Source organism: Nonomuraea candida (assembly GCF_000725485.1).
Lineage (GTDB): Bacteria > Actinomycetota > Actinomycetes > Streptosporangiales > Streptosporangiaceae > Nonomuraea > Nonomuraea candida.
In genome coordinates, this window is sequence record NZ_JOAG01000020.1 from 123759 (window position 1) to 146142 (window position 22384).

The following is a 22384-nucleotide window of genomic DNA, read 5'->3' on the forward strand; positions in this document are numbered from 1 at the left end:
CGCAGGGTCACGGGTGGGTGGACCAGCGCACCTCCGTGGCCGGGTGGTAGCGGCACGTCGTGCCGGTGGAGACCGAGGCGCGCAGGTGGGCGGCCAGTTCGGGGTGGCGCTGGTCGAGCTGGCGCAGCGTGTTGCGGATGCGGTTGGTGACGGCCTTGCGGGCGCGTTCGGCCTCGTCTCCGAGGCGGCGTGGCCGGCCGCCCAGCCCGGTGGCCGTGCGCAGCTCGTCCAGCAGCGCCTGCCGCTCGGCGTCGAACCCGGCCGCCCGCCGGTCGTCGCCCAGCTCCACCGCCCGGTCGATCTCCTCGTCGAGCAGCTCCAGCCGCCGCCGGTAACGCACCCTGGCCTCCTCGTCGAGCACGTCGTCGCCGCCCAGGCCGCGCGCCGCCCGCACGACCTCGCCGCCCGCCGGGTCGAGCAGCGCGACCGCCGGCACGTCGGCCCCCGGCCGGCCGATCAGCACGTGCAGGTCGGCCAGCCCCTTGGCGTCGGGCAGGTGCACGGTCCGGCCGGCGAAGGTCAGTGTCCAGACCTCGCCGTCGAAGCGGAAGGCGTTGGCGCCGGGGCGCGGCAGGCGTACCAGCATGCCGAGCTCCGCGGCCTCCCGCTCCACCTGCTCGATCAGCTCGGAGGCGTCGTCGCCGCGGGCCTGCAGCGCCTCCGCCAGCCGGGCGCGGGACTCGACCGACCACGGCCGCGCGCCCAGGAGGTCGGCCGACCGGCAGGCCGAGGCGAAGCCGTCGATCGCGGCGTCCCAGCGCTCCTGCGCGGCGTCCAGCAGCGCCGTCCAGTAGGTGTACGGGCCCTCGACGGCGACGGTGGCCGTCACGCCCCACTGCCCGGTGTACGGGGCGATCGCGGCACGGGCGCGCTCGCACAGCACCGGGTCCTTGGTACGGGCCGCCACCTGCGCCTGGAATCTCAGCCACAGCGGCGCCATCCAGCGCAGATACCGCTCGCCCGCCGCCATGGTGTGCGCCAGGTGACGCAGGGCGGCCTCGCTCCCGTCGCCGCGCCGCACCTCCGTCACGGCCCGGTAGAGCGGGAAGTGCCGGCTGCCCGCGTGTTCCATCTCCGCGAGCACGGTGTCGGCGACGTCGAAGCGGCCCCGCAGCAGCGCGGCCGACCAGCGCTGCATCCAGCGCAGGTCGTCCCTGCCGAGGCCCGGCTGCTCGCCCAGCTCATAGGCGGCCTCGATGGCGGCGTCGGCCTCGTCGAAACGGCCGGTGAGGGTGGCGAACATGGCCTCCAGCACGGCAGCCTCGTGCCTGAACAGGGTCAGCTCCGACTCCCCGGCCCGCTCGGCGAACGCGCGCTGCTCGGCCCGGCAACGGGGGTCGCCCAGCTCCAGCAGGGTGCCGATGCGCCAGGTGCGGGCGGTCAGATCGAGCTGCTCGTCCCGGGTGCGCCGCGCCACCGCCTGCAGCTCGCTGATGATCGCCAGGCGCTCGCGGGTGGTGTCCGGCCCCCAGATGGTGCCCAGCCTGGACATGAGGCTGTATCCCAGCGCCTCGTCGTCCTCCCCCTGCCTGGCCAGGTCGGCCGCCACCTCACTCAGCTCGCGCCCCACGGCGTCCGGCCGGCCCTCGCCGTCTTCCCGCCAGCGGTGGTCCTCGCGGTCTCGTGGACCGCTGCCTTCGTGGGCGCTGTCTTCATGGGCGCTGTCTTCATGAGCGCTGTCTTCATGAGCGCTGCCTTCGTGAGCGCTGTCTTCGTGAGCGCGGTCTTCCCGGCCGCTGTCTCCTCGCTCGTCCGGCCTCTGGTCGTCGTCCTTCCGGCCGGAGGGCGGGGCGGCTCGGCGCATCAGGCGCCGGTGGGCGTCGTGGACGAAGTCGGTCCAGCGGCCCTGCGCGATGAGGGAGAGGTCGTGCAGCTTCAGCGCCGCGATCGCGAGCAGGTCGGGGGCGTCGAGCCGGCGGATGATCGCGATCGCCGTGTCCAGGGTGCGCGCCCCGGCGGCGGTGTCGCCGGCGCGGTGCTGCGCCACGCCGAGGTCGAGCCCGATCGAGGCCCGCCGGCGCGGGTCGGTGCCGGGGATGAGCTCCAGGGCGCGGCGGTAGTGCCCGGCGGCCTCCTCGTCCGCCATCCGGCCCTCGGCGTCCCTGGCGGCGCTGACCAGCAGGTCGGCGGCTTCGGGCACGGCGGCGAGGTAGGCGTGACGGGCGCGGGTGGCGGGCAGGGCCGTGTCCAGGGCCGAGAGGGCGGCGGCGTGCAGGGCGGCGCGGCGCGGCCCGGACAGCTCGGCGTAGAGGGTCTCGCGCACCAGGTCGTGCACGAACGCGTGCCGCCCGGGCCCGCGCGACACGACGAGCTTGGCCGACGCCGCCTGCTCAAGAGCCTTGCGCACCGCCTCGGCCCACCCCGCCTGACCGGGCGCGAGGGCGTCCATGGCGGTGATGAGGGAGCGCCCGGTGAACTCGCGGCCCAGCACCGCGGCCATCCGCAGCACGCCGAGAACGTCGTCGCCCAGCCGGGACAACCGGCGGTGGACCGCCGCGCCCACTCCCGGCGGGATCGTGGCGAGGGGGCTGCCACCCTGCCACAGGCGGGCGGTCTGCTCGACGAAGAACGGGTTGCCGCCGGTGCGCCGGTGGATCTCCGTGACCAGCTCGTCGCCGGGAGTCATCCCCGTCGTGAGCGCCACCAGCCGCCCCACGCCCTCGCGGTCGAGGCCGGTCAGCGTCAGCGTGACGGCCCTGGCCTCCAGGGGCAGGCTGAGGGGCCCGTCGATCTCGGCGTCGCGGTAGGTGCCGATCACGAGCAGCCGCTCGAACCAGGCGTGCCGCACCACGAACTCCAGCAGCCGCAGCGACGCCGCGTCGGCCCAGTGCAGGTCTTCGAGCACGACCACCACCGGACGCTCCCGCGAGGCCGCCACCAGCAGGCCCGTCACCGCGTCGTAGAGCTCGAACGCCTCCGCGTCCGCCCCCGCCAGGCTCTGCGGCGTCGCCCCGGGGCAGAGCTGCCGCACCACCTGGACCCACGGCCAGTAGCCCGGCGCGCCCTCGCCCTCCCAGCAGGCTCCGCCGAGCAGCCGGGCGCCCCCTCGGACGGCCTCTTCCGCCGCATCCGCCACCAGCGTGCTCTTGCCGATGCCCGCCTCGCCCGTCACCAGCACCAGCGACCCATGGCTGATCAGCGCACGCTCCACCTCGCCGCGCAGGATCGCGGCAGGTCGCTCCCGCCCGATGAGCATCGCCATGCGGGAACCCTACGCGGCCGCCCCGACAATCCGGGCCGCCCGCGGTGCGCCGGGCCGGGTCATCGGGTCCGAGGCCGCTGCCAGGTGAAGCGGGTGGCGTCCTCGGGCAGGGCGTTCCAGGCGTAGACCCGCGACGGCGCCAGGGCCCCGACCCGGAGGCGTAGGCGTCCGGGTCGGGGCCGTGGCCGTACTTGGCGCGGGTCGCCTCCGCCAGGTGGCGGGCCTGCTCGGGGGAGGGATGGACGCGTACGGCCCGGCCCTCGGCGATGACGGCCGATTCCGCGTCCTCCAGGTGCACCGAGACCAGGCCGGACCGGCGCAGGTTGCGCTCGTGCACGGTCTCGAGGCTGCCGCCGAAGTGGAGCGCCTCGTCCAGCCAGACGCCGTCCACGGGCACGACGTGCGGGCGCCCGTCGGCGCGTACGGTGGCCAGCCAGTAGTGCGGTGCGGCGGCCAGCCTCGCCCGCACCTCGCCCCACTCCAGCGTGGCGGTCTGCTCCGCGTGCCGGTAACCGGGCGGCAGGTGGAGGATCTCCGTCAGCGGCTCCATCCTCCGAGTATGGCCCGCGCCCGTCCCGGGCCCCGGGCGAAACGCGGGCGGGACCGGAGGCGGCCCGGGAGGGGAGAATGACCGCAGCGCGGCGGCCGTGGGTGCCGGACTGCACGCCGGTCCTGGCGCCGGGTGGACGCCGCGCTGCGGGGTTTCACCGGCGGCCCTCAGACGAGGGCCGCGTGCGGACCGTGGGCCGTGGGGCCGCCGACGTTCGGGGCCGTCGGCTTACGGTCCGGGAGCGTGGCGGGCGTCAGCGCTGGATGCAGCCCGACTGCTCCGACGAGCCGATCGGCACCGCCACGCCGACGCCGGCCGCCTTGAGGCCGGGCACGCAGACGGGGAAGCGGTTGCCGTTGAACGCGCTGACGTCCGTGTCGACGCCGGCCGGGAGGATCGTCGCCGACGCCGGGGCGGCGAGGGTGGCGAGGGCGAACGCGCCTGCGAGGGCGATGGCGGTGATGCGGGTCGAGTGACGCATGGGACAACCTTTCGGGTTGCGGAGGGGGCCAATGGTTTCCGTGTTGTGTTTCGCCGTTCAGAGTGACTACGGAACGTGACGGGAGGTGACGAGCTGCTGTCAAACCCGTGACCCCGACCTCCTCTCAGCGGGAGGCGCCGCGTCCGCGCGCCTGCTCGGCGAGCTCCGGCGAGGCCATGGCGAGGCCACGGCGAGGACCGGGATCAAGCCCGGGGCCAGGTCCACGGGGCCAGGTCAACAGGGCTGGGTCAACGGGGCCGGGTCAACGGGGCCGGGTCAAGGCGTCGAGGGCGCGGTCGACGTCGTCTTCGGTGGTGTAGACGTGGAAGGCGGCGCGCACCCGGCCCGCCCGTACGGCCGCCCTGATCCCCGCCGCCGCCAGCCGTTCGCCTGGCGCGTCCACCGCGACGATCGCCGAGTCGGACGGCTCCAGCCCCAGGCCCGCCCTGAAGCGGTTGGCGAGGGCGACGTCGTGGTCCCTGACGCGCTCGACGCCGATCTCGTTCAGCAGCTCGATGGCGGGGGCGGCGCCGACGTACGAGAACCAGGCCGGCGACAGGTCGAACCTGCGCGCGTCGCCGGCCAGGCGCAGCGGCGGCCCGTAGAAGGAGCCGCCCTCGTCGGCGCCGGCGTACCAGTTGGCGGCCAGCGGGCGCATGCGCTCGCGCAGGCGCGGCGACAGGTAGCCGAACGCGGCTCCGCGCGGCGCCATCAGCCACTTGTACGCCGCGCAGACCAGCGCGTCCATGCCCGAGACGTCGACCGGCAGCCACCCGCACGCCTGGGAGCCGTCGGCGATGACCAGCGCGTCGTGGTCGCGGGCGGCGGCCACGATGTCCGCCGGCGGCGCCACCTGACCGTCGGCCGACTGCACCAGGCTGAACGCCACCGCCGCGGTACGGCCGGTGATCGCGTCGGCGATCCGCTCGGCGCCGCTGGCTTCGGTGGGGGCGGTGATCGGGGAGTTCAGTGCCGGTGACGCGGGGCTGGGGTTCGTGATCGTGCAGGGAGGGAGCGCGGACACGGCGCTGGCGTTCGCCGCGATCGTGTTGCTCGGGGTGATGAGTGTCGGGTTGTTCTACGCGCTGGTGCTGGCCGAGCGGTTGTTGCTGCCCTGGGTCCGCGAGACGGCCGCCCGGCGGCCCTAGCTGCGTGCCGGCTGCGCCTCCGGGACCGGGGCCCGTCCCGGAGGTGCGGCCGTGGCGGGTCAGCTCTGGTGGACGAGGCGCTCGATGGGCGGGTTGACGCGGGCGAAGCCCTCCTGGCTCCGGTACGGGTAGTAGGGGTAGGCGGCCGTCACGGTGCTGGCGGCGTCGAGTCTGGCCACCTGGCCGGCGGTGAGGGACCAGCCGACGGCGCCCAGGTTCTCGCGCAGTTGCCGCTCGTCGCGCGCCCCGACGATGACCGAGGCCACGGTGGGCCGGCGCAGCAGCCAGTTGAGCGCGATCTGGGGGACGCTCCTGCCGGTCTCCTCGGCGAGTTCGTCGAGGACGTCGACCACGGTGTAGAGGCGTTCGTCGTCGACGGGCGGGCCGTAGGCGGCGGTGCGGTGCAGGCGGCTGCCCTCGGGGAGGGGGACGCCGCGCCGGATGCGGCCGGTCAGGCGGCCCCAGCCGAGGGGGCTCCACACCAGCGCGCCGACGCCCTGGTCGAGTCCGAGGGGCATCAGCTCCCACTCGTAGTCGCGGCCGACGAGTGAGTAGTAGACCTGGTGGGCGACGTAGCGCGGGTGGCCGTGCCGGTCGGCGGCGGCGAGGGACTTCATGAGCTGCCAGCCGGAGAAGTTGGAGACACCGACGTACCGGAGCTTGCCGGCCGTGACCAGGTCGCCGAGGGTGGACAGCACCTCCTCGACCGGGGTGGCGGCGTCGAAGGCGTGCAGCTGGAACAGGTCGATGTAGTCGGTGCCCAGGCGGCGCAGCGCGTCGTCCACCGCTTTGATCAGGCGGGGTCGTGAGGTGCCGGCGCCGTTGGGGCCGTCGTCCACGGGCAGCCCGGCCTTGGTCGACAGGAGCACCTGGTCACGCCGGCCCTTGACGGCCTGGCCGAGCACCTCTTCGGAGGCGCCGTCGGAGTAGACGTCGGCGGTGTCGAACATCGTGACGCCGGCCTCCAGTGCCACGTCCACGAGCCGCCTGGCCTCCGCCACGCCGGTGTCACCCCACGCGCCGAACAGCTCGCCCCTGCCGCCGAAGGTGCCGGCGCCGAAGCTCAGTGCGGGGACCTTCAGGCCGGACGCGCCCAACTGCCGATATTCCATGATCACACCAGTCCTTAATGGTTCGGGTTTCCCGTTAAGAACATAGCATACTAACGGCACAAAGATGCCATTAAAGATGGGGATGGAGCGGGGCCCGTCACGGCCGGCCGGGCTGCCCGGTCCTGAGAGGTGTGGCCGCCGGCACAAGGACACGCCGCCATGGCCGTGGCCGCCTTCCCGTTCCTGGAGGCGGCCCTGGTCCTCGCCGGGAGCCGCCACCGGCCGGGCCGCCTCGGCGAGGCCGAGACCGAGCAGTGCGGCGGCCACCCCGCCGGCCGGGCGGGAGGCGGTCAGGGGGTTTCGTGGTGGAGGCGGCCGGGGCTGGACGGGCGTGGGTGTACGAGGTCGAGGAGGAGGGGGCCCACGCGGCTCAGGGGCACGACGTGGTCGACGACCGAGTCGCGCATGATGGCGGCGTGCGGCATGTCGAAGTGGTTGCTGGTGTCGGCGTCGGTGGCGACGACGGTGCCGCCGAAGCGGTGGACGGCCGCGGCCCCCGTCGCGCCGTCGTTGCCCCGGCCGGACAGGATGACCGCCACCACGTCGCGTCCCGCCGCCACGGCCAGGGTGACCAGCAGCAGGTCCGCCGACGGGCGCGAGGGCGGGAACGGGCCGGAGGGGATCAGCGCCAGCAGGCGTTCCCCGGTCACCAGCAGGTGCCGCCCCGGCGGCGCGACCGCCACCTGCCCGGCGAGGAGCGGCTGCCCGTCGTGCGCCGCCGTCACCCGCAGCCCGGTCCGCTTGGCCAGGATGTCCGGCAGCACGCTCCTGTAGTCGGGCGAGATGTGCTGCAGCACGATGACCGCGGCGGCCAGGTCGGGCGGCATCGCCTCCAGGACCAGGCCGGTCGCGGCGAGCCCGCCCGCCGAGGACACGAGCGCGATGACCGGGCACGCCGCCGGAGCGGGCGCGGCGGCCTCAGGCGGGTCCGTTGCGGAGACCATGTCGTCCCTTCCCGCTCGCAGACGTCGTCCTCACTCCACCGTAGGCGCCGGCCCCCGGACAGGCCACGCGGACGCGCGGCGGCGGCCGTTCACCACCAGGCGTGACGAGGCCGCCGGCGCGCCCCGCCGCTGGTCAGGCGGTTCCGTGCGGGTTGTCGATGACGTAGCGCCAGCGGCCGTCCGTGCCACGCCGTACGACGTCGGTGGCGGTCCCGCTCAGGTCCACCCGGCTGCCGTCGCGGGCGGTGCCGCGCATCGACCAGTCCACGATGAGCAGCGCGATGTCGCCCGCGACGTACGCGTGGCGCGGGCGGGCCTCGATGGGCAGGCCGAAGCTCTGCAGATGACGGTTGGCGGCGAGCCGATCCTGCCCGGTGACGGGATGGCCGGGAATTGTCGTGGCGGCCCGTTACTGTCCCCGCCATGATCAACGCAGCGGCGGCGCGTGCGCGCGCCCGATCTCCCCGTCCCTCCCGCACGCGGGCGCGCACCGTCCTGCCGGAGGTGGCGAAGTGAGCGCATGGGACGACTTGCTCAAGCTGTTCGGCACGGGCGACGAGAGCGGCGTGATCCGCTTCCTCACCGAACTCGACGCGGAGGGGCGCAAGGAGGTCGCGGCGCGCCTGCCCGGCCACCTCGCGCAGGAGGCGCGAAAGCCCGGCTGGGGAGACTGGTCCCGGCAGGTGCGGCCGCCGCTGCTGGCCGGCGTGGCCTGCCTGGGTGGTGCGGCCGCCGTGACGGCGTGGCTGTTCAGGCGCGAGTTCGCCTGGCGCAGCGCCTGGTCGGTCGATGCCGGCCGGATCGTCGGGCTGCTGCGCCTGCGGCCGGTGGAGTGGCAGGCCGACGTGGCCCGCCGCATCGCCGCCAGGACCCGCCTGCCCGAGCTGAGATACTGGGACGTCGCGGCCCGGCTGGTGCGCGAGAACGGCATCGAGCCGCCCGGCGACGACGCGTTCAGGATCGGCTGGCTGCAGCGCCTGCCCTACCACCCCGACCCGGCCGACCCGCTGTTCGCCGCGTACGCCCCCCGCATCTTCGACATCGACGGACTGGCCGAGGCCCCTCTCTGGCAGGTCGTCGAGAAGGTGGTGCGGCTGGTCGACGAGGGGCTGATCGACCGGGCGGCCGTCATCGGCTCCCTGGTGCGGCGGCTGCTGCGCGACGGCCCCGGCGCGCCGGTCGAGCTGGCGGGCCTGCACGACCGGCTCGGCCCCGACATCGACGAGTCGGCCGGGCACGCCAAGGACTACACCGCGCTGCTGGCCGCCGGCCCGGTGGCGGTGGCCGACGTGGCGCTGGCCCAGCTGCGCCGCCTGGAGGAGGCGGGCCGGCTGGAGGAGGAGCTGTTCGCCGAGGCGCTCGCGGCGCTGACGTTCCGGCCGGAGAAGAAGCTGCTGCGCGCGGCCGTGTCGTGGGCGGGCGACGCGGTGCTGCGCGACGCGGCCCGCACCGACGTCGTGCTGGAGTCGTTGTCGCCGATCCTCACCCAGGACACGCTGGCGCTGCAGGAGCGGGCGGTCCGGCTGGCCGTCAAGCTCGCGCCGCAGGCGGGGCCCGCCGGCCGCGCGGCGGTCCGGGAGGCGGCCGCGGAGCTGCCCGAGGAGCTGCGGGAGAAGGTGGCGGCGGCCTACGGCGGCGACATCGCCGCGGCCGAGCCGCCCCCCGTGCCCGTCCTGTCGGCGGGGGAGCGCCCGGCGATGCCGCCGCCCATCGCCTCGCCGGAAGAGCTGCCCAAGGCGCTCGCGGCCTTCCGCCGGCCGCTCGACGCCCACGCCTACGAGCTCCTCCTGGCGGGCCTGGCCACCTGGTCGCACCGGGAGCCCGAACGCCTGCGCCAGGTGCTGCGGGCCTGGCGGCCCACGCTCGACCCGTGGACCTACGGCCACCTCGCCCACCCCGACGACTGGGATCTCGTGACCGCCGTCCACCGCGCCTTCATCGCCTTCGCCTCGCCCGAGGACAGCAGGCGGCTGGCCCAGGAGGCGCCCGAGCGGCCGAGCCGCTGGTCCGCGGGCGCGATCGAGCGCCTCTACCAGCTCCGGGCGATAGAGCTGGTGGCCCGCTACGAGACGGGCGGCGGCTGTCCGGTGCTGCTGGCCACGCCCACCTGCGGCACCGGCGCGCTCGACCCGTCCGTGCTGCTCGACCGGCTCGAACTGCTGGAGTCGCAGGGCGTCGCGGCGCTGCCCGCCGACCTGGCCCAGGCCCTGCTCCGGCTGCCCCGCCGCTTCTCCCCGTCCGACGTCGAGCGCGCGGGCCGGCTGACGTCGCAGGGGGGTCGCAGGTGCGCCGCGTGGATGCGTGACGGCGGGATGGGCGATCCCGCGGTGAGCGTGTCACTCAAGCGCCACCGCGGCTACGGGTACGACGCATGGCACAGCCTCGACGCCGAACTCACCCCGCCTGCGCCCGGCTCCACTCCTGCGCCCGGCTCCACTCCTGCGCCCGGCTCCATCCCCACGCCCGGCTCCGCTCTGCCGGAGGAGATCCGGGCGCTGTTCGAGCTGAGCGCCGGGCACGCGTACCTGCTGACCTGGTGGCCGCTCGCCCTGCCGGCCCATCGCGAGCTGGCCGCGGCGCACCTGGTCGGCTACCTGCCGTCCGCGATGGAGTCCAAGGACGGGCAGACACGGGCGCTGACGGCCCTGGCCCACGGCGACGGCCCGCTCGGCCCCGCCACGGCCTGCGTCCTGGCCTGCGGCATGGGGCACGCCGACCCGCTGGAGCGCGGCGCCGCCACCGACGCCTTCCTCGTCCTGGCGGCGCGCGGCGAGCTGCCGGCGCAGCAGCTGGGGAAGGTGATCTCGGGCCTGGTCGCGGCCGAGTTCCTCAAGCTGAACCGGGTGGTCGGGGTCCTCGACGACGCCACCCAGGCCGGAGCGCACGAGGCGGTGTGGGAGGTGATCTCGCGGGTGCTGCCCGGCCTGCTGCCGAAGGAGGGCGAACGCCCCCGCGCCGGGATGGCCGACCTGCTGGCGGCCGGGGCGCGGGCGGCCAGGATCGCCGGCGTACGGGCGGAGCTGCCCGAGGTGGCGGCGGTCGCGGCGCGCAAGGGGTCGAGCCGGCTCGTGCAGGAGGCCCGGCGGCTGGCCCACCTCGTCGGCACGACCGGCGCACGGCCGTGATCGCCCCCGCGCACGCCACCGCCGTGGTAGGACGAGAGCGAAGGAGCTGATGATGGCTGATGACGTGGTGTTCGAGGACGTGGCGCCCGTGGTGCCGGTGCGCGACCTGCAGGCCGCGCTCGCCCGGTACCGCCGCCTCGGCTTCGCCGTGCGGGCCTATGAGGGCGAGGCGCGTTACGGCTTCGTCGAGCGGGGCAGCGTGTCGCTGCACCTGACCGAGTGGGACGAGCACGATCCGGCCCGCACGGCCGCGGCGGTCTACCTGTACGTATCGGACGCCGACGCCCTGCACGCCGAATGGGCGGCGGCCGGCGTCACGGGCCGGCTCGGGCAGCCCTCCGACACCGAGTACGGCCTGCGCGAGTTCGCCTACGTCGATCCCGACGGCACCCTGCACCGCGTCGGCTCCCCGCTCACCTGAGGGACGCCCCGTCCGCGCTCGCGACCAGGGGCGGGTCAGCGGGGCGGGTCAGGGGGCGGTGGTCCAGGAGTCGGCGGTGTCGGCCAGCTCGTCCAGCGCGGCCTCGACCCGTTCCCTGTCACCTGTGGTCAGATAGTCGATCTGCAGGCCCGCGTACGCGGCGTTGAGCAGGGTCGCCTTGCGCAGCGCCGCCTCCTCGGGCACGCCGTGGGCACGCAGCACGCCGGCCACGAACCCGGCGCGGTCGCCGAGCATCTTGGGCACGTACGGACCGGTCAGGCGGCCCGCGGCGGACAGGCCCTCGATCTCGTGCAGCAGCCGGACCATGGGCAGGTCCTCGTTCATGTGCCAGGCCCAGGAGGCGCGCACCACGTCGCCGAGGCCGCCGCCCGCCTCGGCGGGGCCGGGCAGGGCGGCCAGGCGCTCCTTCTGCCGCCGGTCGAGGTGGGCGAGGACGGCGTCGATCAGCTCGTCCTTGCCGGCGAAGTGGTGGGTGAGCACGTACGTGCTGTGGCCGAGCGCCTTGGCCAGGGGACGCAGGGAGAGCTGGGCGATGCCGTGCTCGGCCAGGTAGGCGACGATCGCGTCGAGCAGTTCGGTACGGCGCTGCGGGTCGCGCTGCCTGGCCACGGTGGGTCCTTTCGCTGCGGAGGTCCTGCCCGGCCGCCGGGGCCGCCCGCGCTCCGAGCGGGAACCGGCCGCCTGCCCCGCGCACCGGGAGTCCACCCTATGGGCCTTCGAGGAGGCTGAGTGCAGAAAATTGGCGGTACGGAGTTGATCTTCGTGCCGGTTCGGTGACGGCGCCCGTTCGGGCTGGTTACGCTTGTGCGGCTGCAGCCTTCCCGGGCGCCGGTAAGAAAGTTGCCACCAGGCCCCACCAGCGGCGTTGATCTTGTGGCGTGCCTGGTGGCGCGTAGGAGGCTCCCCCGTGGTCGGCAGCGGCTCAAGGTGGCGCGCGGGGAGGAACGGCACGGGCACGCCCGGCGGCGCCTGGACAGGTGAGTTACCGTCGCGTACGAAAACCTGGGACAGTGGGTTCCCGTCGCGTACGAAACGGTACCTGGGAGTGATGATGGCCTGGACCCCCGCCTCGATGCCGGACCTCACGGGCCGGACGGCGGTCGTGACCGGCGCCAACACCGGCATCGGCCGGCCCACCGCGCTCGAGCTGGCCCGGCACGGCGCGCACGTCATCGTAGCGGCCAGGAACCCGGGCAAGGGCGCGGCCGCGGTGGAGGACGTCCTGCGGGCGGTGCCGGGCGCGCGGGTCGAGTACGGGCGGCTCGACCTGGCCGACCTGGCCTCCGTACGGGAGTTCGCCGCCGGCGTCGAGAAGGTGGACCTGCTGGTCAACAACGCCGGCGTCGCCATGGTCCCCAAGCAGCAGACCAAGGACGGCTTCGAGCTGCAGTTCGGCACCAACCACCTGGGACACTTCGCGCTCACCGGGCTGCTGCTGCCGCTGCTGCTGGCGGCCCCCGGCGCCCGGGTCGTGAACGTCTCCAGCGACGCGCAGGCGGCGGGCCGGATCGACTTCGACGACCTCGGGCTCGATCGGGGTTACGGGCGGATGAGCGCGTACGCCCGCTCGAAGCTGGCCAACCTGCTCTTCACCTTCGAGCTGCAGCGGCGCGCGGAACGGGCCGGGGCCGGCCTGATCAGCGTGGCCACCCACCCGGGCTCCACCGCCACCGGCATCATCGAGCTGGGGCCGTTGCGGCCACTGGCGGGCCTGTTCCTCAAGCCGCCAGAGCGCGGCGCGGTCTCCTCGCTGTACGCCGCGACCTCCCCCGAGGTGCGGGGAGGCGAGTTCATCGGGCCCCGCCTCCAGCGGCTCACGCCCTCGGCGACGGCCCGCTCGCAGGAGGTCGCGGCCCAGCTCTGGGAGGTGTCGGCCGAGCTGACCGGTGTGCGATTCGAGCGGCTCGCCCACGGCTGAACCACCCTTCAGCGGGTCGCGCGGGCCACGAACCAGTTCAATCCCCGACTCGGCGGAGCCCCCAGGGTCGGGAGCAGGATATCCAGGTGACAGTGGCGTTGCGCCACCGCCAGGATTGGATCATGTCCCCCGACCTTCGGCTTCGAGCCACCTTCGACAAAGCGGCTGCCTCCTATCAGGACGCGCGCCCCAACTACCCGGACGAGTTGTATTCCGACCTGCTGGCGATCACCGGGGTCACGCCCTCCGCGCACCTGCTGGAAGTCGGATGCGGCCCGGGGAAGGCCACGCTGCCCTTGGCACGGATGGGCTTCCAGATCACCGCGGTCGAACTCGGCGATGCCCTGGCCATGGAAGCACGGCAGCGCCTCACCGAGTTCTCCGGTGTTTCCGTGATCACGTCGTCATTCGAAGGCTGGCAGCCACCGGCTGAAGCCTGCTTCGACCTCCTCTACGCGGCCACGGCGTGGAAATGGATGGACCCGGAGGTCAAGTACGCGAAGGCGGCGGCTCTGCTCGCCCCGGATGGTCACTTGGCCGTATGGAACGCCGACCACGCGATGCCGGCAGGCTTCGACCCGTTCTTCACCGAGATCCAGAAGGTCTATGAAGAGATCGGCGAAGGCCATGACGGTCCGTGGCCCCCGCCACCACCTGAGGACCAACCCGACCCCATGGCCGCCGAGTTCGAGGCCTCCGGGCACTTCACCGTGGCCGCAACGCAGCTCTACGTATGGGCGCTGCGCTACACAGCAGACGAATACATCGCCCTGCTCAACACGTTCTCCGGCCACATCGCCATGGAGCCGGCCAAGCGTGAACACCTCTACCGGGAGATACGCCGCCACCTCGCCGCACGCCCGGATGGACGACTCACCCGCCATTGGTCGGCCGTCCTCACTGTCGGCCGACGCCTGTGACGTGGAGGCGGGGCCCAGAACAGGAGATCACCGCGAAAGTGCTGCCCGACGTCGGACGCGTCCTCGGCAACCCCCGCCGCACCCTCGCCCAGCGGGCCACCGACCACCGCGCCGACCTCACCCAGGACTCCAAGCAGGCTGGGCGGCAAAGCATCCTCCCGGCCGCGATGAACTCGGCGCTGAGGCCATCGCGAAGGTCACCGAAGTCCTGGCGCCCGCCGCCGTACGCACTGATCAACTGGTTGGCGGCTTGCCGGGCTACAGGAGTTCCGGGCCGTCACGGATCACTGGCGGGCGAAGAAGCCCCAGGTCGCTCCCGCTGATTCCAGCGCTCGGCCTCCTCGAAGACCTGTGCGACTGTCGCGCGCCGTTTCCATGACGATCGTTATGCTTATGAGAATGACGATGATGACGGAAAGGTTCACGACGGTACGGGGGCTGCGCCTGGCCTGGCTCGACTCCGGGACGCAAGGGGCCGGCGATCCCGGCGGCGGCACGACGGTGCTGGCGTTGCACGGGCATTTCGGGCGGGCCAGGGCCTTCGCGCCGCTCGCCGCCGCGCTGGCTCCCCGCCACCGGCTGATCGCCCTGGAGCAGCGCGGCCACGGGCACAGCGATCGCGGTGACGGCGACTTCAGTCCCGACGCGTACGTGGCCGACGCGGCGGCGTTCCTGCGCGGGCTGAACCTGGGGCCGGTCGTCGTGCTGGGGCACTCGATGGGCGGGGTCGTCGCCTTCCGGCTCGCCGCCCGCCACCCCGACCTGGTGCGCGCCCTGATCGTCGAGGAGGGCGGCGCGCTCAACCGGCCGCCCGACATCGAGCACCCCGTTCTCGACGTGCGCGGCTGGCCCCGCCGCGCCGCCACCCTCGCCGGGCTGCGCCGGGCGATCGAGGCGCAGGGCATACCCGACGCGGGCTACTTCCTGGAGAGCGCCGTCGAGCATCCCGACGGCTGGGGGCTGCTGTTCGGCTACGACGACATGGTGGCCTCCCAGCGGGCGCTCGTCGGCGACTGGTGGGACGACTGGCTCGGCTCCCGCTGCCCGGCCCTGCTGGTGCACGGCCTGGACAGCTCCGTCCTGCCCACGGCCATGGCCAGGCGGATGGCCGCCGGCAGGCCCGGCACGGTGCTGCGCGAGCTGCCGGGGTGCGGTCACTGGGCGCACGACGACGACCCGGACGCCTTCGCCGGCGCCGTACGCGACTTCCTGCGCGAGGTGGAGGGCCCTTCCGGCGGCCCGTGGCGGAGCGCCTCCCGACTTCGCGACGCCGCGTCGGGCGCGGCCTGACGGGCCGCTTCGGCGCACCGGCCTGACGGGCCGCTTCGGCGCACCGGCCTGACGGGCCGCTTCGGCTAACCGGCCAGCCGGGCGTGGGCCAGGGCGAGGGTCTCGGCCTGTTCCATCCAGCCGGCGCCGTCCAGGCCCAGCCCGACCGCGTCCGCCCCGGCCTCGGCGTACGCCGCCAGCCGTTCGGCCACCTGCTCCACCCCGCCGGTCACCGGGATCTCGCGCGCCTCCTCCTCGCTCATGCCGTGCATCCCGGTCAGGGCGGACAGGAAGGCGTCGAGGGCGGCACGGTCACCGGAGAGGATGGCGTGGCCGCCCACCGACACCGAGGGCGCCGGCCGGCCCAGCTCGTCGGCCAGCTCGCGCAGCCGTGCCACCTTGGCCGCCAGCCCGGCGGGGCTGATGAGGGAGGGGGCCCAGCCGTCCCCGTACCGGATCGCGCGGCGCATGGCCGCCTCGGAGTTCCCGCCCACCAGGATCGGCGGCACGGCGGCGGCGGGCGCGAGAGTGACCTCGGTCTCGCCCACGCGGGTGGGCTCGCCGGCGATGAGGCCCGGCAGCACCCGCAGGGCCGCGTCGGCGTGGCCGCCCCGGCCGGTCACGGGCGCGCCGACCGCCTGCCAGTACGGCGAGCCGGGGAAGCCGCCGATCCCCACGCCGAGCACCACCCGGCCGTCCGACAGGTGCTGCAACGTCTGCACCATCGCCGCCACCTGTGCCACGGGCCGCAGCGGCAGGGTGAGCACGCCGAACTCCAGCCCGATCCGCTCGGTCACGGCCGCGGCGGCGGCCAGGACGAGGGCGGGGTCCGCGCCCGGGGCGCCGTTCCCGATGATCACGTCGGGCATGCCGGCGGCGTCGTAGCCGAGCTGCTCCAGGTGGCGGGCCTTGGCGGCGTCGGGCACGCCCCTGTGGTCGGTGGGCAGGCTGGTGGACAGGCGCATCGCGGTGCTCCTCGCAAAAGGTACGGATCATTCGGTACGGCCACGCTAGAACCTCAAGCCGACTTGACCTCAAGTCGCGCGACCGTGCCGTTGAGCTGCTCGGTCACCATCGGGTTCCCCGGTCACGGAAAAGTGCGTTCTTCCCTGCCGGCGCACACTCTCCTACAGTTCCCGAGTAACCATCAGAGAGTGTGACGAAAGGGATGATCGACATGGCCATCACCCTGGTGAACCCCGGCGGGCTGCCCGAGGTCGACGTGTACCGGCAGGTGGCGATCGCGTCCGGGTCGAAGCTGGTCTTCGTCGCCGGGCAGGTCGCGTGGGACGCCGGCGGCGCCACGGTCGGCGCGGGCGACCTCGCGGCCCAGGTCGAGCGGTGCTACCTGAACGTGGCCACCGCCCTGGCCGGGGCGGGCGCCTCCTTCGACGACGTGGCGAAGCTGACGGCGTACGTCGTGGACTGGACCGCCGACAAGATGCCGCTGTTCCTGGAGGGGATCGCCAGGGCGGCGGCGAAGCTGGGCGGCACGCCGGTGCCGCCGGCCACGCTGATCGGCGTCGCGGCGCTGGACGTCCCCGACCACCTGGTCGAGGTGGAGGCCATCGCGGTCATCGACTGAACGGCGGGCGGCATTCGCGCCGGCGCGAGCTTCGGGCCCCTGCCGTCCGGATCCGTCATTCAGGTCGTGCTCCGGCCCCCGGTGTTACGCTCGAATTGATCACCCCTTCTGCGAGAGAAGATCATCATGAGCGTGCGAAGGTTCCCGCTGACTCTGCGTGTCGCCGTGACCGGGGCGACCCCGGACGAGATCAGGGAGGCGGCCGTGGCGCAGGCCCTGGCGTTCTTCGGGGCGAGCACCGAGCTGGACGTCATCAGCGCCGAGGCCGAGCCGGAGGGGGAGCATCACAGCCGCTACCGCGCGGTCGTCGTGTTCCGGAAAGTCGCCTGATGGGCCGCGCCGTCACCCCAGCGTGGCCCCGATGGCGGTCATGATCGGGATGGACAGCCCCGTGGTCAGCAGGATCGTGCCGCGGGCCAGGCGCCTGCCGGTGTCGTAGGTGACGGCGTAGACGTAGATGTTCTGGGCGGTCGGCAGCGCGGCGAACAGGGTGGCCGCCAGGAGCTGGGTGCCGTCCAGGCCCAGGGGGAAGCGGGCGACCACGTACGCGAGCGCGGGCTGGACGAACGCCTTGAGCGCCACGGCCAGGAAGATGTCCTTGCGCATGCCGTCCTCCTCGGGGCTGGGGGCCGTGCGGCGCGAGCCGTACAGGCTCAGCCCGTACGCCAGCAGCGCGACGGGCACGGCCGCACCGCCGAGCAGGTCGATCGGGCGCATGACCGCGACCGGCAGCGAGAAGCCGCTGAGCGCGAGCGCGAGGCCGAGCAGCGAGGCGACCGTGAGCGGGTTGCGCAGCGGCAGCAGCAGCGCCGCCCGCGGCGAGCGGGAGCCCTTGTCGAGGATGAGGAACGAGGCCGGGGTCAGCACCAGGAGCTGGAAGAGCAGGATGGGGGCGACGAGCGCGGCGTCGCCGAGCACGTAGAGCGAGATGGGCACGCCGAGGTTGCCGGCGTTGACGTAGGACGAGGCCAGCGCGCCGATCGTGACCTGCCGCGTGTCGCGCCGCCAGGCCAGCTTCGCCACCAGCACGAACACGAGCTGCGTGACCGCCACCGCGACCACCTCGGTCAGCAGCACCGGCGAGAGCAGCGCCCCGAGGTCGGCCCGCGACACGGTGGCGAACATCAGCGCCGGGGTCGCCACGAAGAACGCCAGCCGCGACAGCACCAGCTCGTCGCTGGCCCGCAGCAGGCCGATGACGCCGATGACGTAGCCGAGCACGGCGACGGACACCAGAGCGGCGAACGCCGCGACAACCCCCGACAACCCATTCCCTCCCAAACTGGACGTTCAGGAGGTTATCTGAGGACTTCGCGGCAGCAGCCGCCGGTTCCCGCCGTCACTCCGCGCCACCCCGGTGGACGTTCTTCCCTTTAGTCGTAAAACGGGCGAATACCTATGGTGATGGAGTGTGACGCAGAGCATAGGCCCCGGCGAAGAGGGTAAGTCCGTCGTACGGTGCTGACCTGCGAAAACACCGTCAAGCGGCAGCGTCGCCAGCACCACGGGGCAAATGGGGGAACTCCGGTGACCATTGACGAACCGCGTACCGACGCACAGACGACGTCCGCCCTGACGCCGGTGAAGTCCTCGCGCGAGGGCCGGCCGGAGGCGAGGTGAGGGGCATGGAGGGCCTGTCCCCGCAGGAACGGCTCATCCTGGCGGCGATCGAGATGGAGCTGCGCGACAGCGGGGCCCGCCTGGCCGACCGGCTCGAGGACTTCAACGCCAGGGCCGCGCAGGAGGGCCCGCAGCGCTTCGCCGCGCCCGTCAGCCGCTGGGAGGTGGCCGCCGTCCTGGCGATGGTGCTGCTGGTCAGCGCGATCCTGACCCTGGTGATCCTCACCTGCCGGGGATGACCGGCCTGATCGGCCACATGACGCCGCGGGGGAGCGGTGCGCCGGTGGCTAGGGTGATCCGCATGACCGTGCTGCGCTCCATCGCCCTGTTCGTCCTGGCCGCCGTCGCCGAGATCGGCGGCGCCTGGCTGGTCTGGCAGGGCTGGCGCGAGCAGCGCGGCGTGTTGTGGATCGGGGCGGGAGTGGTGGCGCTGGGCGCGTACGGCTTCGTCGCCACCTTCCAGCCCGACCCCGACTTCGGCCGCATCCTGGCGGCCTACGGTGGCGTCTTCGTGGCCGGCTCGCTGGCCTGGGGCATGGTGGTGGACGGCTTCCGCCCCGACCGGTGGGACGTGATCGGCGCGCTGATCTGCCTGGCCGGCGTCGCGGTCATCATGTACGCCCCGCGAAACTAGCCCCGCCGGCCCGGCCGTACCGAGGTGAAGAGCTGAGCGCTGCCGGTGCTCACCCGTATGCTCGTGCCGATGGCACCGCCGGGCCCCTCCGGGCGGTGACGCGGCACGCCCGCCGATACGACGTTGGGTGAACGACGTGGACGACGACCTCCGCCCGCTGATCCTGCTGGACGTGGACGGCGTCCTCAACCCCTGGCACCGGCAGGGGCCGTCCTGGCTGAGCGTCGACGCCGTCTGCGACGGCGTCACCTACCCGGTGCTGCTCAACCCCGAGCACGGGCCGATGCTGCTGCGTCTCGCCCGCGAGACGGGCGCGGAGCTGGTGTGGGCCACCACCTGGCAGGACGACGCCAACCGGGCGATCGGCCCGCTGATCGGCCTGCCCGAGCTGCCCGTGATCCCGGTCGGCTCGGGAGCCGGCGCCCTCCTCGTCCACCCGAAGACGCCGCCCGTCGCCGACTGGGTGAACCGGCGGCCGTTCGTCTGGTTCGACGACGGCCTGGGACGCGCCGACCGGCTCTACCTGAAGACCCACGAGAACGTCGACCGGTTCCGCATCATCGACATCGGCCCGCGCAAGGGCCTGACCGAACGCCACCTCCGGCAGGCGGCCGACTGGCTCGCCGCCCCCCGCCGCCCCGCCGAGCCCTCTCCCGCCACGTGACCCCCGGCGGCGCGCGATGAGGTCAGGGCTCCAGGGTCGTGGACAGCGGCCGCTCCTCGGTGAAGGGCAGGCGGCGGTACCACTCGTTGCTCAGCAGCTGGGTGCGGGCCGGCTCCGGGAGTGAGGTCAGCAGGGTCATCGAGGCGCCGCGCCCGACCTCCGACTCGTGCGCGTGCATCGCCGCCCACTTGCGCTCCTTCCAGGCCGCCACGTCCAGGTGCACGGCGATCCGGCCGGCGGGCACGCCCATCAGCGCCTGCCCGGGCCCGGGAGGGGCGCCGAAGAGGCTCTCATAGTGCTGCTCGACCAGCTCGCGCGGGAACGTGGCCAGGTAGACGGCGCGCGGCCACCACGGCTCGCCCGCCTCGGGGTAGAGCTGGTCGTACCCGGACGCCTCCACCGCGGCCAGCGTGACCCGGTGGGCGTGGACGTGGTCGGGGTGGCCGTAACCGCCGTACGCGTCGTAGGTGAGCACGACGTCCGGCCGGAACTGTCTGAGCTGGGCGACCAGCCGCCCCACCGTCTCCTCCAGCGGCGCGTCCACGAAACGCGGCGCGCCGGGGGCGGAGGCGGCGTTGCGCGCGTCGGCGTAACCGAGCAGCCGGGGCGCGCCCGCGCCGAGGATGTCCAGGGAACGCTCCAGCTCGGCGGCACGCCGCGTGCCCGCCGCCCAGGTGCACGTCACCACGGCGGTCGTGGCGCCCTGGTCGGCGTACTTGGCCAGGGTGCCGCCCGTCCAGATCGCCTCGTCGTCCGGATGGGCGTGCACGCACAGCAGGCGGAAATCCATTCGATGATCGTAATGCGCCGTCCTAAGGTGGACGGGCCGTTCGTCACCTTTCGTCGCGAGAACAGGGAGCCGCATGCCCGACCTCCTGCCGCCGACCGCCACGCCCGCCCGCGCCCGGCCCGCCCGCGCCCGGCCCGCCCGCGCCCGGCCCGCCCGCGCCCGGACGGTGAGCGGCTCGCGGCCGCTCAGCGGCGGCCCTTGAAGGTGCGGCGCAGGTCGTCGACCCATTCGCCGGGGATCTCCCACGGGATGAAGTGCCCGCCCCGGTCGTGGACGGTGATGTTGACGTGGTTGTACCAGGCGGCCCGGTCACCTTCCAGGAAGCCGCGCACCCGCTGCTCGCCCGTCGTCACGCCCGGCGGGTTCTCGTAGCCGACGAACGTGATGCCCGTGGGCGCCTCCACCACCGGCCACCGGTCGTGCGAGGGCGTCCACGGGTAGCGGTTGTTGTTGGCGTAGGTGCGGATCGAGGTGTCGATGCCGCCGCCCGCCCAGTAGATCGTGGCGTGGGTGAGCAGGTCGTCCTTGGTGAAGACGCTCTCGATGTCCCCGCCGTTGTCGGACCACTTCATCCAGCGCTCCAGGATCCAGGCCAGCATGCCGGCGGGCGAGTCGGCCAGGCCGAAGCCGAGCGTGGACGGGGCCAGCATGTGCGCGGCCAGGTGCACGGCGAAGCGCCGGTCCAGCTCGACGAACCGGGCGTGCACGTCGGCGGGCAGATCGGGCGGGATGGGCGCGCCGCCGCTGAAGTCCCACGCCCGGTCGCCGTTGAACATGGTCAGCTTCTGCGCCGAGCCGATGTGCAGGGCGTACAGCTCGTCGGCGTACTTGTGGCCGAGCTGCCCCGTGATCAGCGCGCCGACGTCGCAGCCCGCGGCGGCGTACCGGTCGTGGCCGAGCACGCCGGTCATCAGCTCGTGCCAGACGTCGGCGATCTTCCAGAAGTTCATGTCCGGGTGGTGCGCCAGCGGCGTGGAGAACCCGAAGCCCGGCAGCGAGGGCACGATCACGTCGAACGACTCGGCCGGGTCGCCTCCGTGCGCGGCCGGGTCGGCGAGCGGGTCGATCACCTTGGACCAGTGCCAGAACGTCCACGGCCAGCCGTGGCTGAGGATCAGCGGCACCGGGTCGGGGCCGGCGCCCGGCCGGCGCATGAAGTGCACGGGCACGCCGCCGACGTCCACGCGGTAGTGCTCGTAGGCGTTGATCGCCCGCTCGGCGGCGCGCCAGTCGAACCCGTCGGCCCAGTACGCGACCAGCTCCTCCAGGTAGGCGCGGCGCACCCCGTAGCGGCCGTCGTCGTTGCCCACGTCCAGCGGCCACCGCGTGGCGCGCAGCCTGCGGCGCAGGTCGTCCAGCACCTCGTCGGGCACGTGCAGCGGCACCGGTTGGAGCGGGAACGGGCGGGTCGGCATGATCGTCCTCCTAGCCTTCGACATGTGCGGCGATCTCGGTCAGACGGTTCAGCAGCCGCGTGTATCCGGCGAGCTGCGCCCGCTCCTCCTCGCTGAGGTGCTCGACCAGCCGCGCCAGCCGCGCCGTCCGGTCGGCGTGCCGGGAGCGCACGATGTGCTCGCCCTCCGGCGTGAGCGACAGCAGCACGGCCCGCCCGTCGCGCGGGTCGGGGCGGCGCGTGACCAGCCCTTCCCGCTCCAGCTTGGCGACCAGGCTGGTCAGCGCGGGCTGCTTGAGCTGCTCCGTCGCGGTCAGGGCGGTCAGCCGCATCGGGCCGTGGTGGTGCAGGGTGTGCAGCACCGACAGCGTCGAGAAGCTGAGCCGCCGGACGGACGGCAGCCGGATGAAGTACGCGTTGAAGCCCTCGATCGCGCTGGTGAGCCCGGCGAGATCGAGGTCGTCAGGGTGAGACGCCACGCGAGAGTTATATCAAACTTCGATGTAAATCGTTCGCGGGGCCGTCCCGCGCGTGGGGCCGCCCCACGCGCGGGGCGGCGGAAGGGGGTGTGGTTGCATGATCCCGCC

24 protein-coding genes and 1 pseudogene are annotated in these 22384 nt (G+C 73.8%); 12 read left to right on the forward strand and 13 right to left on the reverse strand.

Annotated features, from left to right (window positions below; genetic code table 11):
* Positions 1-7 precede the first annotated feature (7 nt).
* The 4 genes and pseudogenes from IO39_RS56780 to IO39_RS20970 all read right to left on the reverse strand — a co-directional run bounded on the left by IO39_RS56780 (position 8) and on the right by IO39_RS20970 (position 5122).
* Positions 8-3202: an ATP-binding protein gene (locus IO39_RS56780; protein ID WP_052423145.1), complete on the reverse strand. Its 3195-nt coding sequence runs from the start codon at positions 3200-3202 to the stop codon at positions 8-10.
* 196 nt (positions 3203-3398) lie between these two features.
* A pseudogene (locus tag IO39_RS56785) lies at positions 3399-3752 on the reverse strand (pyridoxamine 5'-phosphate oxidase family protein); the annotation flags it as partial.
* A 253-nt stretch (positions 3753-4005) separates the two neighbouring features.
* On the reverse strand, positions 4006-4233 hold the full coding sequence (locus tag IO39_RS20965; RefSeq protein ID WP_043625691.1) for a hypothetical protein: 228 nt from the start codon (positions 4231-4233) through the stop codon (positions 4006-4008).
* A gap of 262 nt (positions 4234-4495) precedes the next feature.
* Entirely contained in the window at positions 4496-5122 is a 627-nt protein-coding gene (locus IO39_RS20970) for an aminotransferase class V-fold PLP-dependent enzyme (RefSeq protein WP_052423146.1), read from the reverse strand.
* A 16-nt stretch (positions 5123-5138) separates the two neighbouring features.
* Between IO39_RS20970 and IO39_RS57855 the strand changes: the two genes are divergently transcribed.
* A complete protein-coding gene (locus IO39_RS57855; protein ID WP_052423147.1) occupies positions 5139-5381 on the forward strand; it encodes an ABC transporter permease family protein in 243 nt (80 codons plus the stop codon).
* A 59-nt stretch (positions 5382-5440) separates the two neighbouring features.
* Here the strand turns inward: IO39_RS57855 and IO39_RS20975 are convergent, their stop codons facing one another.
* From IO39_RS20975 to IO39_RS58960, 3 genes are all read right to left on the reverse strand, one after another.
* A complete protein-coding gene (locus IO39_RS20975; RefSeq protein WP_043626157.1) occupies positions 5441-6493 on the reverse strand; it encodes an aldo/keto reductase in 1053 nt (350 codons plus the stop codon).
* A 290-nt stretch (positions 6494-6783) separates the two neighbouring features.
* Positions 6784-7437: a chemotaxis protein CheB gene (locus IO39_RS20980; protein ID WP_052423148.1), complete on the reverse strand. Its 654-nt coding sequence runs from the start codon at positions 7435-7437 to the stop codon at positions 6784-6786.
* 133 nt (positions 7438-7570) lie between these two features.
* A complete protein-coding gene (locus IO39_RS58960; RefSeq protein ID WP_281200105.1) occupies positions 7571-7705 on the reverse strand; it encodes a Cif family virulence factor in 135 nt (44 codons plus the stop codon).
* A 244-nt stretch (positions 7706-7949) separates the two neighbouring features.
* Here IO39_RS58960 and IO39_RS20990 point away from each other — a divergent pair, with 244 nt between their 5' ends.
* Together IO39_RS20990 and IO39_RS20995 are read left to right on the forward strand one after the other, a co-directional pair.
* The gene (locus IO39_RS20990; protein WP_157548693.1) at positions 7950-10562 is read left to right on the forward strand and encodes a DUF7825 domain-containing protein; all 2613 of its coding nucleotides are present in this window, start codon (positions 7950-7952) and stop codon (positions 10560-10562) included.
* A gap of 52 nt (positions 10563-10614) precedes the next feature.
* Positions 10615-10983 (forward strand): bleomycin resistance protein, encoded by a 369-nt coding sequence (locus tag IO39_RS20995; protein WP_052423202.1) that lies wholly within the window; start codon positions 10615-10617, stop codon positions 10981-10983.
* Positions 10984-11031: 48 nt separating this feature from the next.
* Here IO39_RS20995 and IO39_RS21000 read toward each other — a convergent pair whose 3' ends face one another.
* Positions 11032-11613: a TetR/AcrR family transcriptional regulator gene (locus tag IO39_RS21000; protein ID WP_043625697.1), complete on the reverse strand. Its 582-nt coding sequence runs from the start codon at positions 11611-11613 to the stop codon at positions 11032-11034.
* Between the two features lie 442 nt (positions 11614-12055).
* Between IO39_RS21000 and IO39_RS21005 the strand changes: the two genes are divergently transcribed.
* From IO39_RS21005 to IO39_RS21015, 3 genes are all read left to right on the forward strand, one after another.
* Entirely contained in the window at positions 12056-12922 is an 867-nt protein-coding gene (locus IO39_RS21005) for an oxidoreductase (protein ID WP_211267085.1), read from the forward strand.
* An 86-nt stretch (positions 12923-13008) separates the two neighbouring features.
* Positions 13009-13842, forward strand: coding sequence for a class I SAM-dependent methyltransferase (locus tag IO39_RS21010; RefSeq protein ID WP_245642103.1), 834 nt, complete (start codon positions 13009-13011; stop codon positions 13840-13842).
* Between the two features lie 399 nt (positions 13843-14241).
* A complete protein-coding gene (locus IO39_RS21015; RefSeq protein ID WP_245642104.1) occupies positions 14242-15132 on the forward strand; it encodes an alpha/beta fold hydrolase in 891 nt (296 codons plus the stop codon).
* A gap of 65 nt (positions 15133-15197) precedes the next feature.
* On the opposite strand, the gene IO39_RS21020 is transcribed toward IO39_RS21015, so the two are convergent.
* Entirely contained in the window at positions 15198-16076 is an 879-nt protein-coding gene (locus IO39_RS21020; RefSeq protein WP_043625703.1) for an LLM class flavin-dependent oxidoreductase, read from the reverse strand.
* 212 nt (positions 16077-16288) lie between these two features.
* Here IO39_RS21020 and IO39_RS21025 point away from each other — a divergent pair, with 212 nt between their 5' ends.
* Together IO39_RS21025 and IO39_RS52800 are read left to right on the forward strand one after the other, a co-directional pair.
* The gene (locus IO39_RS21025; RefSeq protein WP_043626169.1) at positions 16289-16696 is read left to right on the forward strand and encodes a RidA family protein; all 408 of its coding nucleotides are present in this window, start codon (positions 16289-16291) and stop codon (positions 16694-16696) included.
* A 126-nt stretch (positions 16697-16822) separates the two neighbouring features.
* On the forward strand, positions 16823-17026 hold the full coding sequence (locus IO39_RS52800; protein WP_084773199.1) for a hypothetical protein: 204 nt from the start codon (positions 16823-16825) through the stop codon (positions 17024-17026).
* 12 nt (positions 17027-17038) lie between these two features.
* Here IO39_RS52800 and IO39_RS21030 read toward each other — a convergent pair whose 3' ends face one another.
* A complete protein-coding gene (locus IO39_RS21030; protein WP_043625706.1) occupies positions 17039-17962 on the reverse strand; it encodes an AEC family transporter in 924 nt (307 codons plus the stop codon).
* 359 nt (positions 17963-18321) lie between these two features.
* On the opposite strand from IO39_RS21030, the gene IO39_RS21035 reads away from it, so the two are divergent.
* From IO39_RS21035 to IO39_RS21045, 3 genes are all read left to right on the forward strand, one after another.
* Entirely contained in the window at positions 18322-18555 is a 234-nt protein-coding gene (locus IO39_RS21035) for a DUF3040 domain-containing protein (RefSeq protein WP_043625708.1), read from the forward strand.
* A gap of 62 nt (positions 18556-18617) precedes the next feature.
* Entirely contained in the window at positions 18618-18950 is a 333-nt protein-coding gene (locus IO39_RS21040; RefSeq protein WP_043625711.1) for a YnfA family protein, read from the forward strand.
* Between the two features lie 136 nt (positions 18951-19086).
* On the forward strand, positions 19087-19614 hold the full coding sequence (locus IO39_RS21045; protein ID WP_043626171.1) for an HAD domain-containing protein: 528 nt from the start codon (positions 19087-19089) through the stop codon (positions 19612-19614).
* A 22-nt stretch (positions 19615-19636) separates the two neighbouring features.
* On the opposite strand, the gene IO39_RS21050 is transcribed toward IO39_RS21045, so the two are convergent.
* Positions 19637-20404: a PIG-L family deacetylase gene (locus tag IO39_RS21050; RefSeq protein ID WP_052423150.1), complete on the reverse strand. Its 768-nt coding sequence runs from the start codon at positions 20402-20404 to the stop codon at positions 19637-19639.
* 73 nt (positions 20405-20477) lie between these two features.
* On the opposite strand from IO39_RS21050, the gene IO39_RS58965 reads away from it, so the two are divergent.
* On the forward strand, positions 20478-20606 hold the full coding sequence (locus tag IO39_RS58965; protein WP_281200106.1) for a hypothetical protein: 129 nt from the start codon (positions 20478-20480) through the stop codon (positions 20604-20606).
* On the opposite strand, the gene IO39_RS21055 is transcribed toward IO39_RS58965, so the two are convergent.
* Both IO39_RS21055 and IO39_RS21060 read right to left on the reverse strand, forming a co-directional pair.
* Positions 20590-21819, reverse strand: a complete 1230-nt coding sequence (locus IO39_RS21055) for an epoxide hydrolase family protein (RefSeq protein WP_043625714.1) — start codon at positions 21817-21819, stop codon at positions 20590-20592. The genes IO39_RS58965 and IO39_RS21055 overlap by 17 nt on opposite strands.
* A gap of 10 nt (positions 21820-21829) precedes the next feature.
* Positions 21830-22276 (reverse strand): MarR family winged helix-turn-helix transcriptional regulator, encoded by a 447-nt coding sequence (locus tag IO39_RS21060; RefSeq protein WP_043625717.1) that lies wholly within the window; start codon positions 22274-22276, stop codon positions 21830-21832.
* Positions 22277-22384: the final 108 nt, after the last annotated feature.

Excerpts from the sequence above, each read along its gene's own strand:
- IO39_RS56780 (WP_052423145.1), bottom strand. The coding sequence starts at position 3,202 with ATGGCGATGCTCATCGGGCGGGAGCGACCTGCCGCGATCCTGCGCGGC.
- IO39_RS20965 (WP_043625691.1), bottom strand. The coding sequence starts at position 4,233 with ATGCGTCACTCGACCCGCATCACCGCCATCGCCCTCGCAGGCGCGTTC.
- IO39_RS20975 (WP_043626157.1), bottom strand. The coding sequence starts at position 6,493 with ATGGAATATCGGCAGTTGGGCGCGTCCGGCCTGAAGGTCCCCGCACTG.
- IO39_RS20980 (WP_052423148.1), bottom strand. The coding sequence starts at position 7,437 with ATGGTCTCCGCAACGGACCCGCCTGAGGCCGCCGCGCCCGCTCCGGCG.
- IO39_RS20995 (WP_052423202.1), top strand. The coding sequence starts at position 10,615 with ATGGCTGATGACGTGGTGTTCGAGGACGTGGCGCCCGTGGTGCCGGTG.
- IO39_RS21005 (WP_211267085.1), top strand. The coding sequence starts at position 12,056 with ATGGCCTGGACCCCCGCCTCGATGCCGGACCTCACGGGCCGGACGGCG.
- IO39_RS21015 (WP_245642104.1), top strand. The coding sequence starts at position 14,242 with ATGACGATGATGACGGAAAGGTTCACGACGGTACGGGGGCTGCGCCTG.
- IO39_RS21020 (WP_043625703.1), bottom strand. The coding sequence starts at position 16,076 with ATGCGCCTGTCCACCAGCCTGCCCACCGACCACAGGGGCGTGCCCGAC.
- IO39_RS21025 (WP_043626169.1), top strand. The coding sequence starts at position 16,289 with ATGGCCATCACCCTGGTGAACCCCGGCGGGCTGCCCGAGGTCGACGTG.
- IO39_RS52800 (WP_084773199.1), top strand. The coding sequence starts at position 16,823 with ATGAGCGTGCGAAGGTTCCCGCTGACTCTGCGTGTCGCCGTGACCGGG.
- IO39_RS21035 (WP_043625708.1), top strand. The coding sequence starts at position 18,322 with ATGGAGGGCCTGTCCCCGCAGGAACGGCTCATCCTGGCGGCGATCGAG.
- IO39_RS21040 (WP_043625711.1), top strand. The coding sequence starts at position 18,618 with ATGACCGTGCTGCGCTCCATCGCCCTGTTCGTCCTGGCCGCCGTCGCC.
- IO39_RS21050 (WP_052423150.1), bottom strand. The coding sequence starts at position 20,404 with ATGGATTTCCGCCTGCTGTGCGTGCACGCCCATCCGGACGACGAGGCG.
- IO39_RS58965 (WP_281200106.1), top strand. The coding sequence starts at position 20,478 with ATGCCCGACCTCCTGCCGCCGACCGCCACGCCCGCCCGCGCCCGGCCC.
- IO39_RS21055 (WP_043625714.1), bottom strand. The coding sequence starts at position 21,819 with ATGCCGACCCGCCCGTTCCCGCTCCAACCGGTGCCGCTGCACGTGCCC.